At 42.2% G+C, this 13,978-nt stretch carries 15 protein-coding genes, 1 tRNA gene and 2 pseudogenes; 4 read left to right on the plus strand and 14 right to left on the minus strand.

What is annotated here, in order from left to right:
- Positions 1–9 precede the first annotated feature (9 nt).
- Positions 10–225: a M48 family metallopeptidase gene (locus OK023_RS03590; RefSeq protein ID WP_317694883.1), complete on the plus strand. Its 216-nt coding sequence runs from the start codon at positions 10–12 to the stop codon at positions 223–225.
- 348 nt (positions 226–573) lie between these two features.
- Here the strand turns inward: OK023_RS03590 and OK023_RS03595 are convergent, their stop codons facing one another.
- The 8 genes and pseudogenes from OK023_RS03595 to mutY all read right to left on the minus strand — a co-directional run bounded on the left by OK023_RS03595 (position 574) and on the right by mutY (position 7,784).
- Positions 574–1,014, minus strand: a complete 441-nt coding sequence (locus OK023_RS03595) for a hypothetical protein (RefSeq protein ID WP_317694885.1) — start codon at positions 1,012–1,014, stop codon at positions 574–576.
- A gap of 778 nt (positions 1,015–1,792) precedes the next feature.
- Positions 1,793–2,107 carry a hypothetical protein gene (locus OK023_RS03600; protein WP_317694887.1) on the minus strand — a complete coding sequence of 105 codons (315 nt, stop codon included), beginning with the start codon at positions 2,105–2,107 and terminating at the stop codon, positions 1,793–1,795.
- Between the two features lie 52 nt (positions 2,108–2,159).
- Positions 2,160–2,498, minus strand: a complete 339-nt coding sequence (locus OK023_RS03605) for a hypothetical protein (protein ID WP_317694889.1) — start codon at positions 2,496–2,498, stop codon at positions 2,160–2,162.
- A gap of 912 nt (positions 2,499–3,410) precedes the next feature.
- Positions 3,411–4,599 (minus strand): annotated as a pseudogene (locus OK023_RS03610) (tyrosine-type recombinase/integrase).
- Positions 4,600–4,775: 176 nt separating this feature from the next.
- A tRNA-Phe gene (locus tag OK023_RS03615) sits at positions 4,776–4,851 on the minus strand.
- A 421-nt stretch (positions 4,852–5,272) separates the two neighbouring features.
- Positions 5,273–6,346 (minus strand): membrane-bound lytic murein transglycosylase MltC, encoded by a 1,074-nt coding sequence (gene mltC / locus OK023_RS03620; protein ID WP_317694893.1) that lies wholly within the window; start codon positions 6,344–6,346, stop codon positions 5,273–5,275.
- A gap of 68 nt (positions 6,347–6,414) precedes the next feature.
- Positions 6,415–6,687: an oxidative damage protection protein gene (locus tag OK023_RS03625; RefSeq protein WP_317694899.1), complete on the minus strand. Its 273-nt coding sequence runs from the start codon at positions 6,685–6,687 to the stop codon at positions 6,415–6,417.
- The gene (mutY, locus tag OK023_RS03630; protein WP_317694901.1) at positions 6,684–7,784 is read right to left on the minus strand and encodes an A/G-specific adenine glycosylase; all 1,101 of its coding nucleotides are present in this window, start codon (positions 7,782–7,784) and stop codon (positions 6,684–6,686) included. Before mutY ends, OK023_RS03625 begins: the two co-directional genes overlap by 4 nt.
- Before the next feature lie 277 nt (positions 7,785–8,061).
- Here mutY and trmB point away from each other — a divergent pair, with 277 nt between their 5' ends.
- Positions 8,062–8,781 (plus strand): tRNA (guanosine(46)-N7)-methyltransferase TrmB, encoded by a 720-nt coding sequence (trmB, locus tag OK023_RS03635; RefSeq protein ID WP_317694903.1) that lies wholly within the window; start codon positions 8,062–8,064, stop codon positions 8,779–8,781.
- Positions 8,782–9,033: 252 nt separating this feature from the next.
- Here the strand turns inward: trmB and OK023_RS03640 are convergent, their stop codons facing one another.
- From OK023_RS03640 to OK023_RS03645, 3 genes are all read right to left on the minus strand, one after another.
- The gene (locus tag OK023_RS03640; protein WP_317694905.1) at positions 9,034–9,522 is read right to left on the minus strand and encodes a hypothetical protein; all 489 of its coding nucleotides are present in this window, start codon (positions 9,520–9,522) and stop codon (positions 9,034–9,036) included.
- Positions 9,523–9,870: 348 nt separating this feature from the next.
- Positions 9,871–10,104 carry a glycosyltransferase gene (locus OK023_RS19145; RefSeq protein ID WP_411569405.1) on the minus strand — a complete coding sequence of 78 codons (234 nt, stop codon included), beginning with the start codon at positions 10,102–10,104 and terminating at the stop codon, positions 9,871–9,873.
- A 580-nt stretch (positions 10,105–10,684) separates the two neighbouring features.
- Positions 10,685–11,035 (minus strand): hypothetical protein, encoded by a 351-nt coding sequence (locus tag OK023_RS03645; RefSeq protein ID WP_317694907.1) that lies wholly within the window; start codon positions 11,033–11,035, stop codon positions 10,685–10,687.
- 703 nt (positions 11,036–11,738) lie between these two features.
- On the opposite strand from OK023_RS03645, the pseudogene OK023_RS03650 reads away from it, so the two are divergent.
- Positions 11,739–12,442: pseudogene (locus OK023_RS03650) on the plus strand (IS6 family transposase).
- Between the two features lie 264 nt (positions 12,443–12,706).
- On the plus strand, positions 12,707–13,033 hold the full coding sequence (locus tag OK023_RS03655) for a YggL family protein (RefSeq protein WP_317694909.1): 327 nt from the start codon (positions 12,707–12,709) through the stop codon (positions 13,031–13,033).
- 68 nt (positions 13,034–13,101) lie between these two features.
- On the opposite strand, the gene OK023_RS03660 is transcribed toward OK023_RS03655, so the two are convergent.
- The 3 genes from OK023_RS03660 to OK023_RS03670 are packed head-to-tail and all read right to left on the minus strand — an operon-like array spanning position 13,102 to position 13,978.
- Positions 13,102–13,347 (minus strand): pyocin activator PrtN family protein, encoded by a 246-nt coding sequence (locus tag OK023_RS03660; RefSeq protein WP_317697466.1) that lies wholly within the window; start codon positions 13,345–13,347, stop codon positions 13,102–13,104.
- 5 nt (positions 13,348–13,352) lie between these two features.
- Positions 13,353–13,760, minus strand: a complete 408-nt coding sequence (locus OK023_RS03665; protein WP_317694911.1) for a hypothetical protein — start codon at positions 13,758–13,760, stop codon at positions 13,353–13,355.
- Complete coding sequence (locus OK023_RS03670) at positions 13,757–13,978, minus strand: hypothetical protein (RefSeq protein ID WP_317694913.1); 222 nt, start codon at positions 13,976–13,978, stop codon at positions 13,757–13,759. The genes OK023_RS03665 and OK023_RS03670 overlap by 4 nt, the downstream gene beginning before the upstream one ends.

Genomic DNA, 13,978 nt, shown 5'->3' on the forward strand with positions numbered 1-13,978 from the left:
CACTCCGCAGTGTGGGATAAAGCACGTGCAAAAGAAGTTTTTGCCAAACGACTTGATGCCATGTTAGAGCAAGCGCTATGGGTAAAAGAACGTCCCCCACTGCGCATTCTGACCATGCAAATCCAATGGGGAAGTTGCTCCACTAATAGCCGTATTACGTTGAACCTACGCCTGGTTAAGGCACCTCGTGAGTGCATTGATTACGTGATCTTGCACGAGCTTTGACATATCGCTGAGCGTAATTATTGCGAACGATTTTATCGGATGATAAACCAAGTTATGCCAACGTGGGAGAGTACAAAAAAAGCTGGATGGAATGGCCACATTGATACTGGGTGGCTCGATGATCACGCCAATCTGTCCGAAATAATTCTGCTATTAATATTACCTTATCAAGAAATGCACAAGCACTGATTAACGAATAAACTTTACACACAAAAACAAAAAATATAAAAAATCACCGACCGTATAGGCCGGTGATATCAGTCAACTACCCATCTGGGAATCCATCATTGCTATTTGCAATCAAGTTGCTCACGCCGTTTTAAAGTCCTTTTTTGTTAAACGTAAAAATTAATTATTTTTAATCCAGTATTCTTCGATATTATTAATCATGGACTTCTCATCAAGCTTGATAGACGCAATTTGCTTACCTGATTTGTTGACTGTCAAATCAGAAAATTGGCCATCAGCACCATTACCCGTAGAAATTGCATAGGTAACATCTCCATTCGGAATACTGATTTCATCAACATGATATCCTGCACCATGCATTCTATCTGCCTGAACCATTGATTTATCCAAGGTTAATGTAAGTTCGCCGGTTTCTTGAGTTCTATCCGCTTTAGCGAAAAAGTAAGTTACTGTTTCTGAACCTTCGCAGATGCTAACTTCTTTCTTCTGATTAGCTGTCTTGGCATAAAAAATGGTGCTTTCGTTAGAGCAAATATTCCCTGCCATTACATTGAAAGATAATATATAAAAAAGAGCAATGCTAATTTTAGTGAATTTCATAATTAAGCTCCTGAGTGAAATAGGTATGACATTTATTATGATGTCAATACCTATCACAATGAATAATCTGTTGATACAGTTAATTAACCCTATGATTCCTTAGTTTGGTTTAAACGTAAAATCCCCTTGGTTTGTACTAACGACTATTTCAATAACGTCACAGTTATAATAACCGTTGTTCATTCCATTAAATATCATATAGTTATAGGATTGAGTGGCTCCGAATGGTAGATTGTATGGCTTTTTGGGATTAGCCAAGCTGCTCCGACACTGCCCTCTATTGACTGTAACGTTGTTCACGGTAATGCCATCAGCTATACCGGTAATGTTAACAACACGTACACCGATTCATATTTACCCACCATAGTAGACCGTTGCCCTACATTTACTTTAACGGGCATATTTTCTGCATATGCTATTCCACTTAAAAAAAACTAGCCATCAAAAAAACCTTTCCATAGTTACTCATAAACAACCTCATTTTTTATTTGAATACTGAAGCACAATGTAATATATAGAGACATGCTCTATGTTCTTTAAGGATCTCCACCGGATGTTTATAACCCAATGAAGGTAGTATTGCTGTTATGACTTATTGCCATCTTTTTATCTGCATGAAAAACACTAGAGAACATGCTATTATTTTCCCAAACGGATAAAATAGATAAAAACTTGCAGAAATTACTGCGATGCTATATATATTTAATTAACTTTAGATGTTGATTAATGCCCCTCCATAAAAATTTCTAGGTTTAAGCCAGATAGAAGGGGTGAATTACTAATATAGTCTTTCTGAAACTGCTAATACTCCTATTAACCACCCAATAGATTGAGGACCAATAGACCAGAATAGTTTAGCTTTGAATATTCCGACGGCACCTTCACGGGTATATATTGCATCAGGCATTAACCATTGCCGAACAAAACCACCAATGAGCATACCTGTACCAGGTCCGGCAGTCAGCCAGAACAAAATTTTAACTCCATGCCAGAAGCCATATATTTCCCCTGTCGCTGAAAAGGTATTAATCAATACAATAATCAAAGACAAGATAAAGGCGATAAAAAAGTATTTTATTGCTACCTGAAGCATATGTTCACTCTCTGATTTAAAAATAAATTTCTTTCCTTTTTGTAAATCATGTCTATTCCTCTCGTATGCACTGCTGTATGGAGTTTGTCATATTTATCTGAAAATCAGAGGGAGGGGCAACCTGTTGATCCCCAATAGCTTTAAGAAACTTTGGTGGATATATAGCGCTCATTTTCTCCCAGGTGCATGCACAGACAGAACCATTGCGGGTTGCTATTTTACAACCAGTCATAAACTGTCTTTTCTCTGGTGAATCACAACCTGTAAGCATGACTGCGATGAGGGGAATGGAAATGATAAATCCCTTTTTGAAGAAGATATTTTCTGCCTGAATAAATTTCATTAGTAATCCTTTTAAAATTGCCAGTTCCTGGTTTCTTATTTGGTTCATAGTTGACGCTCTCGTTAAACCTGTCGGAACAGATTTCTCTGATCCCACAGGAGGATACCCACTGCATCCCAGATCGGACGGCAATCAGTTTTCACTCTGTCCACCATTCACTTCCTCTCTTGACTGGACGGACTTGTCTATCACAACTGTTCGCTGCTTAAAGCCCATTCCTGTGTCAGAGAAATGCCCCTCAATATTAATTAACCTTATGATATAAATAGTTAAATAAGGCTAAAAGACATTGTAAGTAGTGACCTGCCAAACAGTCTGTATTTGGTGATCATTTCAGGAAGAGAAAGGAGAGTAAAATTGTTAATACCGATCGAACTAGCGAAACTGATCTGTAAAATACATCGATAATGTCGATCAATAAAAACATTTTGACAGTTAAATACTATCAAAAGTCTATTAACGATCGTCACAACAGATCAATCAAAAGAAGAGGTAGTAGTGAGTAGCTCTGTGAGATAGATCCCAACTGACTGTATTGATTGATATAAGTCTGCAATAATTCAGCACTGACGCGTGCTGAGTTCCCCAACGTCAATCAAAGGTATGCTCACAGTTCCTACATATAAACCGGTCAAACAGAACCCCGTCCATTGCAGCCCCTGTAACCGCACCTGCTGTAGCGCCAGCGACAAACCTTCCCAGCACAGTGCCAATGACGGCCCCTGCTGCTGTTCCTACTATCAGGACAACAGAACCCAGCGCCAGCACCACTGAGTGCACCTGCAACGCCACCGGCTATACTTCCTGTCGTCCTACCTATATGACGCTCGCTGATACGTTCAGAACCGCATTCCGGGCATATTGTTGTCATTCCTGTATTCTCCTTTTTCAGTACGTTAAAAAGCAAAAAGGCACCCGCTCGTTGATGAGCGGATGCCTTCTCTATGGAATTACGTTTGTCTATTTGTCAGTGATGCCTGTCAGTGAATCGATATAGTTGGCGTACCACTGCATCATTTCACGCCTGTCATCCAGGTACTGCGCATGGTTGTAAGTACCCCGGATACTGTTCTTATCCGCATGCGCCAACTGGAGTTCAATCCAGGCGGTGTTAAAGCCTTTCTCATGCAGGATGGTACTCAACGTATGCCGGAAACCATGACCCGTTGCTTTGCCATCATAACCGATACGTTTTAGCACCATGTTGACGCTGGCTTCACTCATCGGCTTGTTAACGTCATTACGGCCAGGAAAGACCAGCCGATAGCTGCCGGTGATCGCTTGCAGTTCTCGCAAGATAGTGACGACCTGCTCCGACAGTGGAACCAGATGAATTCGACGCATCTTCATGCGTTTGGCAGGGACTTCCCAGAGACGTTGCTCAAAATCGAATTCCTTCCACTCAGCAGCACGGAGTTCGATAGTGCGAACACCAGTTAACAGAAGCAGCCGAGTTGCCAAGCGGGTGAGGGGGCTACCATGATAAGCTTCCAAAGCGGTTAAAAACGCAGGCAGCTCTCCCGCAGTGAAATGGGGAAAGTGTGCTGATTTGGGCGCGGTCAGTGTACTGGTGAGTTCTGCCGCAGGGTTAATCTCGGCGCGTCCGGTGGCTATAGCGTAACGAAATATCTGATTACAGTACTGGCGTACCTTGCGCATTTTCTCCAAGGCACCGCGTTTTTCGATGAGACGCAGCACTGCGAGCATTTCTAGCGGTTTGATCTCGGCAACAGGGCGTTTGCCTACGTGCGGGAAGATATCCTTCCCTAGCGCCTCCATGACGCTTTCAGCGTATCCTTCAGACCAGGATTTACTTTTGTAGGCATGCCATTCGAGGGCGAGGGTATAGAAGGTATTTTCAGTGGTGATTTTTTGGGCTTGTTTTTTCTAACTGTTTCTGCTGGCTAGGGTCGAGGCCATCTGCAAGCAATTTACGTGCTTCATCACGTTTAAGGCGAGCATCAGCAAGAGAGAAGTCGGGATAGACACCGATAGCGAGTTTCTTTTCTTTACCGGCGATACGGTATTTGAGACGCCAATACTTGGAACCATTCGGTTTTACGAGTAGATAAAGCCCACGTTCATCAGTGAGTTTATACTCCTTGTCTTTCGGCTTGGCAGTCTCGACTTGTCTGGCATTGAGTGGCATTTGGGGGCCCCAAAATAACGTTGAACAAGATGAGCCCCCAGATGGGCCCCCAGCGAGCACTTGATTGAGGTGGATGCTGGTTGATTTCTGTGGAGTTCATGATGTGATTGAGTCGAGTATAACAAGGATTTTAAAGGAGTTTACTTGAATTTAGGAGACTTGGGGATAAGTGAAAGTGGTGCCCGGACTCGGAATCGAACCAAGGACACGGGGATTTTCAATCCCCTGCTCTACCGACTGAGCTATCCGGGCAACGGGGCGCATTAAACCGTATTTGCTCTTGTTCCGTCAATCGGTTTACATCACAAATCCGTTCGATTGCTCTATTTTAAATCAAAATGTCCTTTTTTCACCCTGTTTGAGCACATAACAGTTGGTGCACAATACGTTGGCTTCCATATGAGTATCAGAGTATTACAGTTACTGCTGGTTTGGCAGCGTAGGAGAATCATAGGATAATACTGTGGCTCAAAGTATCAACGGGTTGGACGAAGCAAAGATTATGTATCTAGGCTAAACGGGGTTGATACACCATAAAGCATTGCTTCTTTTGGCCGACGTAAATATCGTCCCCTAGCTTCATCCCTCCATATCGCGTCCCCAAAGCCCATTCTCTACCTTGATGATGGGCTTTGGGGGGTAGACAGTACCCCTGGCAATTAAGGTGTATAGCCTAATTTCTGCGATAACTTTTTTGCGCGTTATTAACCTTAACCAGATAGCGGCGTGATTCACTTGCCGGATGTTTAGTGGTTAGCGTTTGATAAATATCTCCCGGCTTCATGCTGTTGATAATCTCAACTGCACGGGCCTTCTCGCTAGAGAATACGCGCAGTACGCTCCCTGCGCCGCCGTTGTATGCTGTTATCACTGCATACCGGCGCGAGGTCGGGTTCTGAATCCCCCCTAGGTAGTTGTTCTGCAGGATCGACAGATAGGCAGTACCGGTGTCGATATTATTCTCTGGATCGAACAGATAGCTGCGGCTTGGTGTGCCCCATTTACCTTTCATCTGGAAGACATCCTTACCTGCGGTATTCTGTACAACCTGCATCAAACCCATAGCGTTTGAACTGCTTACTGCATAGGGGTTGAAGCTGGATTCGGTCTGCATAATAGCCAGGATCAGTGATTCTTCGATTCCGTATTTCGCAGAGGCTTTGCGAACCATCGGCAGATATTTGTGAGCGCGTTTATCAAGGTGGTTAGGGACCAGTTGAATGGTTACCGAATAGATCACGTGCAGGCCAGAGGTGCGTCTTTGCAGTTTGTTTTGCACCAGATAGTCGGCAAAGTGTGATGCACGCCATTCCCAGCGGATTGCTTGGCCATTGTTATCAAGCACTTGTCCATACAGAAAAGGTTCTTTACTGATCTGGATGTCATTGCTATCGGAATAAAGGTCTATAGAACCGGGATCATCCCCCATCAATAAGGTGCTGATTACTGCCTGGCGCAAATGTGCTGCCGGGTCGGTTGTTGCGATGGTTTCGATGGTGATGGTACCGGTATCAAAATTGATATGGCTGCGGGTTTGATATTGGTCGGTATATTTGACGTAGTCTTTAGGCCCAGCGATAAGAACTTCACTCAGCCCCCAAATATTTTCTATGTTATGAGCAAATTGGCCCATCAAAATGTCAAAGGCGTTGGTGTCTTTGGCATAAGCTTCGTTGTTGACTTCATTATTGCTGGAGCAGGACACCAGCAATGGCGCGATCACTAGCAGAGCTAAAATTTTCTTCATCTTATAAAGCCGTATACGTGAAGAATGACAAGGTCGTTAAATGGGGCCAGCGCCTGGCCCGTAAAGCATTACTCACTCGGCGGTGTATAGCCTTCAATATGGATATCATGACCTTCGAACAGAAACTTGGTCATTTCCTCTTCCAGCAGTTTGCGATCGTCAATATTCATCATATTGAGCTTTTTCTCGTTGATCAGCATTGTCTGTTTTTTCATCCACTCTCCCCAGGCTTCCTTAGAGATCTCGTTGTAGATACGTTTACCGATGTCACCCGGGTAGAGCTGAAAGTCCTGCCCATCTGCGTCACGCTGCAGGAAAGTACAAAAAATGGTTCTGCTCATGCTAATTCCTCGTCAATGGCGCGGTTGCCAAATAAATCTTGTTGCGGCCGAGACTGTTTTGCCAACTGTTGTAACAGCCGTTCTACTGGCGCTGCCAGTCCGACCGATGGCGGCTGCGTTAAGTTATACCAGAGACCGGCACCCTCATCCATGACACTGCCAGTTTTATCAACGTTTAGCCACATTGGCACAATATCCAGATGGAAATGGCTGAAAGTATGACGGAATGATGTCAGTTGGTTAGGTCGATGTTCTTTCATGCCTTGCTGTTGCAGCCAGAACTCTAGATCTCCCTGTGAACTGAATTGTGGAAAACAGAAGAGTCCACCCCATAGGCCAACGCCAGGGCGTTGTTCCAACCAGACGCTGTTACTCTGTTGCAGCATTAAAAAGTAGGCGGTTTTTTCTGGCAGGATTTGCTTGGGTTTTTTACCTGGATAGCTGGCCCAACTGCTGTTACCGTTGGCAATGCATCCGGTATTAAGTGGACAAAGCTCGCACTTGGGTTTGCTGCGAGTGCAAACCATCGCCCCCAGATCCATCATTGCCTGGTTGAATTGGCCAACGTTTTTTGCTGGCGTGACTTCTTCGCTGATCTGCCATAGGCGGTTTTCCACCTCTTTTTTGCCTGGCCAACCGCTGACAGCATAGCAGCGAGCCAGTACGCGCTTGACGTTGCCATCCAGGATCGGATAGTGCTTGCCGAGAGCTAAAGAGAGAATGGCACCAGCGGTTGAACGGCCAACACCAGGAAGATCGACGATCCCTTCAAAGGTTGTAGGGAACTCTCCACCATGCTGTGCGACAATAGTCTGAGCCGCTTTATGCAGATTTCTGGCACGGGCGTAATATCCTAACCCTGTCCATAGATGCAACACTTCATCCAACGGTGCTTCGGCGAGTGCCTGTACGTTTGGAAAACGGGCCATAAATCGCTGAAAATAAGGAATAACGGTGGCAACCTGAGTTTGTTGCAGCATCACCTCAGAGAGCCATACTTGATAGGGCGTTTTATCGAGTTGCCACGGCAGCGTTTTGCGGCCGTAGCGCTGGTACCAGTCAAGCACTTGGACCGAGAACTGTTGCGCTTGCATCATGAACGTGTTTGCCATTCGGTATTAAAATAATGTGCGCGATTGCAGCATAGTGTGTTGATACTGTAAACCGGAAGTTTCAGACAAGTGCGGTGATGAATGCTTGCTAAAACAAGGTATCTTTGCATAATGCGCGTTTCTACTCGTCATACTTCAAGTGGCACGTGGGTTGGTTATCTGCACTGAGTTATTCAAGGAGCGGGAGACTATCGGGTTTTCCATCTGCTTGAGTTACTTAGAATATCCCTACTAATTGGCATCCAAACAGACAGAAAGCATTATGATTAATGACGTCATATCTCCAGAATTCGATGAGAACGGTCGCGCAATGCGCCGTATCCGCAGTTTTGTTCGCCGCCAGGGGCGGCTGACCAAAGGCCAGCAACATGCGCTGGACAATTATTGGCCGGTGATGGGAGTGGAATATCAGGCTGAACCTGTCGATCTGGCCGCTCTTTTTGGGCGCGATGCACCTACCGTGTTGGAGATTGGTTTTGGCATGGGAGCCTCGTTGGTTACGATGGCGGGTAATAATCCGCAGCAGAACTTCCTAGGGATTGAGGTTCATTCGCCTGGCGTGGGAGCTTGTCTGGCAGATGCCCATGAGAAGGAACTGAGCAACCTGCGGGTGATGTGCCATGACGCGGTTGAAGTATTGCAGAATATGATCCCGGATGCTTCATTGGATATGGTTCAGCTGTTTTTCCCGGACCCGTGGCATAAAGCTCGCCACAACAAGCGTCGTATTGTACAGACACCATTTGTTGAGTTGGTATTGCGTAAATTGAAGACGGGTGGCGTATTCCATATGGCTACTGACTGGCAGCCTTATGCAGAGCATATGCTTGAGGTGATGAATAACACCGCTGGGTATCGTAATATTTCAGAAAGCAATGATTACGTGCCGCGTCCAGACTCACGTCCATTGACAAAATTTGAGTTACGAGGTCAGCGTTTGGGACATGGTGTTTGGGATCTCATGTTTGAGAGAGTGGAATAATAGCTGGCTATGGTTTTTAATCACATTTTTAGTGGTTAAAACTATGGTGTAGTTATTCTATTGATTTATCATTAAGGTAATTGGGATTTGTTGCTTCTTGATGTCTCATCAAATCCCACTGAAAACCATTTCATATTATTATTAATAATTACTAATTAAAATAATAGTTTAATTATGTGACCTTGAGGGTGTTTTCTATTGTTGTTCTAATCTATTTGTATCTTACATTTCACTTTTAGATGCTGAAAGGATTTATAATTTAGTTAGAGTGTCGATTAAGTTTTTATAATTATGAGAAAAAGGGTTATCAAATCCAACGTCACTTAAAAATTCAAAGTATTCATATGCCTTTTTATAGTAACCACTTTCGAAAAGTAATATAGATATTAATGAGTCTATGTGATGACCTGCGCTATGTATCATTCCATATTGTGGATTGCTGTTTGACGCTCTGAACTCTATCAGTTCATCAAGTAGTTCCCTCATTTTTTTCTTCTCTACTATAATCGATAACATTTTTTCATAATAGATTGAGTTACTATTTTTAGGGTATATGATACTCATAAGTGTTGTGATTTCCAATGGCTCATTATATGCGCATTTCTTGAAGTATATTTTAGCCTGTATGTTTAATAGTGCAAATGTAAACTCACTGTTTTTAATGTTATCTTCTGTCGGTGGTGATAAATAATTAATGTAGAGATTTGATTTTATTATGTTGAGTATTAACTCATCATCCAAATACCCTTGCCCGTCACGACAGTAAAAGTATAACCACCGTAAGTTATCGGGTTCCTCCAATAGCATTTTCTCTAACAAGGTTATTTTTTTCTGGTTTTTTTGTCACTAATAACATCAGAATTATACCCGTCATGTAAAATTATTAAGTTTACAGATATATAATAAGGCAGATTGCCATTGTTTTTTCTAGGCTCCTCATGAACTGTACCATAATAATTTATTTCACTATTTTTTCACGAAGCATTGTCTAACCGTGATGCTTCTATGACCATTGTGGTCTTTAATCGTCGGGCATATAATAATCTCATTCCTTATGTCTAATATCTCTATTTTTACTCAATATTTTTCTCAAAAGATTTTTTTATTTTCACTAAAATACTCATCAGCATCTATATACATGATCCACTTTTTTGTTGCTAGGCTTTTTGCGAAATTTCTTGCATCAGAAAAGTTATTGCTCCAACATGTATTAAATAATCGTATTTTATCATCATTTATACCTTTAATTATCTCAATAGTTTTATCGGTTGAGCCTGTATCAACCACTATTATTTCGTGAAAACTTCCTTGTATGCTTTTGATACATCGTTCAGTGCACCGCTCCTAATTTTTTGGAAATAATCAATGCAGAAGCAGTCGTTGGTGCTAAAGTGTTAATTTTAGAATATAGGTCTAATAATGCGTTTTTTATCTCAAAGTAATTATTTTTTGAAAAATCATATTTTAAACTTAACCTGGGATCGATTTAATTTATAAAGGATATATTTTCGTTTAGTAGGTTAATGATATTTAATAGAACGTTATTGTGCTCTGCTTTGTTATTTCTTTCATTGGTTCATTTATATAAATTGGATCAAAAAAACATGCATTACTCATGGCCTAACTCCGGTTATAATAAAAGGCATAAAGTGCATGCTTTCTTTATGCCTGTTTTTATTTAGACATTAACGGCTAGTACAGACGCTGCTTCTAACTGGAGCGGGGTTACCATAAAAATTACCAGGCCATGAACAGGGTCTAAACCCATCCATTATCGTACTCCATACCATGCTAGGAGCAGGATTGTAGCCACCAGAAATATCCGATAAATGAATTTCATCTTTGATTTCTTGTAGTGACTTTTCTGATTTATTTATAATAAGATCATTATTAAATAAGTTAATTAAAAACTAAGGGGATTTGCTTTTTCAATAACTCGCTTAGTATCATTACAGCTGTATTCTAACGTGGTTAAATAGATAATCTTACTTTTATCAAATTGACCAGTATAGAATTGATACTGTAATCCAGGAGAGCAGATAATCATGTCAGCATAATTTTTTATTATATCTATATCGGCTTCTGTATCATCTAGTTTAGCAATCCAATTGTATTTTTTTTCTATTAAATCTTTGTTCAACACTTTTAAATATTTATCTTCTTTAAACCAAGAGAATATTGCTCCTGTAAATGGAGGGCTTCGTCCCAATAGAGGGCTGGAATTATAAACAAAAACAATAATCTTTTTACTCATATAGTCTGTCCGTGTGAGTGTCTAGTAATATGCTGTTTATAGATAATGTAATCACATGAAATTTATCGTTGATCAAGATGTCAGCGATTCTGCTGTTTTTTTGACGTTGTCGTGAAAAATTTAAAGTCGCACCCCAAAATTCACTTATTTATTAGAGAAGTATCGGTAGTATCATCAAAGTTTAAGAAATTCTATTTTTCATATTCTAACCTTAAATAATTTTTTAGCTAACATAGCGTAATTTTATTTACAAGTACCACTTTGTTTTTCTGTCAGCAAGCTAATTGTTAAATAATGTGAAGTGAATCATATTATTATTGATAGCTGTTCCAATCAGTTGAAGTAATTTCTTTAGATAAATATTAATATCGGTCAGTGATTTTTTCGCACCAGAATTTTATTCGTTGAGGATGTTTCACTATTATGTCTCTGAGGTTAGGGTAAAAAGAGACGGTGTTACACAATTAATGTACTTGTCTTTAATAAGTTGATATCAACTTAAAATAATACTCGTACTCAATAGACTTATTTTTGTCTCTGGGGATTATCGAGTTTGCCACCTGCCTGCAACTTGAATTATTTAGAGTTTCCCTACTAACTTGGTAGCCAAAAAGACAGAAAGCACAATGAGTAATGATGTCGCTGTTGCAAATAGTCGAGGGTGGTAAGCTGCTCTTCTCTACTTTAGCGGAAGACACCGCACATTAACCCTTTCCATGGACGACATTTTCAGGGCGAGATCATCCTTTGAGCCGTTCGCTGGTATTGTAAATACGGCATCAGCTACCATGATCTGCAGAAGATGCTGGCCGAACGTGGTGTCAACGTCGCTCACACCACGATTTACCGCTGGGTTCAATGCTTACACCTGAACTGGAAAAGCGGCTACGGTGGTACTGGCGTAATCCCTCGGACCGGAGTCCGTGGCATATCGACGAAACCTACGTGAGGGTCAACGGCATGTAGGCCTACCTGTGTACCGGGCTGTGGACAGCAGGGGCTGCACCATCGACTTTTATCTCTCGCCACGTCGTAACACCAAAGCTGTTTATCGTTTTCTCGGGAAAATCCTCAACAACGTCAAGCGCTGGAAAATCCCAAGGTTTATCAATACGGACAAGGCACCGACGTATGGTTGTGCCTTATCGCTGTTGAAAAGGGAAGGAAAATGCCCTCCTGACGTTGAGCACCGGCAGATCAAATGCCGGAACAACGTTATTGAATGTGACTATGGCAAACTGAAGCGGATAATCAGCGCTGTGTTGGGATTCAAATCGATGAAGACGGCTTACGCTACGATAAAAGGCATTGAGGTCATGCGGGCGTTGTGCAAAGGGCAGGCCGCGTCATTTTATTACGGGCACCCACGGAGATGTGCGCGTGGTAAACAGGGTTTTCGGCCTCTAAGCTCCGTAAGTGAGGAAATGGGTTAATTCAGGATACTGCCTGCAACAGTGCCTGATGAAATGCGGTTGCACGGGGCTAAGTAGTTATCTCGATTCTTTAGCAGTGATAACCTCAAATCAGTAAGGCTAGGTATATATACCGGTCACTGCTAAACTGGCTGAGATATGAAAGTCATTAAAATTAGATGGTTGTAAAGTGTAAGTTAAGATTAAGTTTTTAATAAATTCACTTAAAAATACCATTAAAATCAAACAGGATAATATAATGGCCAAGAACCGTAGTCGTCGTTTACGTAAAAAATTGCATATTGAAGAGTTTCAGGAGTTAGGCTTCTCTGTTGCCTGGCGTTTTGCTGAAGGAACCTCTGTTGAAGATATCGATAGCACTCTGGATGCGTTTATCGATGGCGTCATCGAACCGAACGGCCTGGCATTTGATGGTAGCGGTTATCTGCAGTGGGAAGGTCTGATTTGCTTGCAGAAAATCGGCCATTGTACCGACGCGCATCGTGAGCTTGTTAGAAACTGGTTGGAAGCACGCCAACTGAACGAAGTGAAAGTCAGCGATCTGTTCGATATCTGGTGGGACTGATCAAGTAATTTATTCAATAAGTTAAATCGCTGTGGGGTGCTATTGGTGACCCAGCACCCCGCGCCGATTTATGAATTCACCTGTCTGAATTCCTCTCTTGCTGCCGCTCTGCGCTGATCGAGATAGTCAGCTAAATCTTTCACATGCACCAGGCGCGGGGCTTTATTGGAGTCTGCTGCTCTAAAACTTGGAATTGATAACTTTCCTGCGTTGGCTCGTTTGTTTGCCAGTTCTGGCGAGATACCTAAGTATTTCTCCGCAATTGCAGCGAGAGGGATATCAGAGGTTTCAAACTCAGCCATCAGCAAAAACATTGTATTCACCTTTCCTCTCCTGATGAGCAACTTTCATTTAATATTATCTCTAGACGCTGAGTTGCCTTTGCTCTAGCGATGGTTTGGATCACCTGAAGCTCGGATTTAGTTACTTCTTTGCGCAGTAACTTAAGAAGTTCTTCGTCCTCAAAACGCGCTCGCATTTTGTTTAACTCTTTTTCCTCTTGACGCAGAATAGACAGGCGCTCGCAGATACGGCAGCGCATCCAAAACCATGACTTGTGAGCTACAGTAGTACGGCGGTACCAGTCGCTATTTTTATCTTCTGAGGCTGAAAGCTGCTCTTTCAAGTTATCTAGCGTTTTATTGGTAATGGACAAAGCGCGAAGATGATTGGCTATGCCATTTAAGTTTTCTAAATCGATACGTCCGTTGCTCAGTGTGATATTCATCTCTTCATCTCCTGCAGCGCAATTCTGTAAGCTCGCATCACAACAGGCGTCTTGCCACTGATCACCGTTTTCATGAGAAAGAAGCCAGTGTGTTTTGCTGTTGTACTGGTTAGGAATAGGGTGGTGTCCACCACCCGGTTATGTTTACGAAACTCAAACACCGTACTGCTGATAGTTATGCTGGCTGTTACCCCGTGATCCTGGTAGTCGATTTTCAT

Origin of the sequence: Serratia sp. UGAL515B_01, from assembly GCF_033095805.1 — a bacterium.
GTDB lineage: Bacteria > Pseudomonadota > Gammaproteobacteria > Enterobacterales > Enterobacteriaceae > Chania.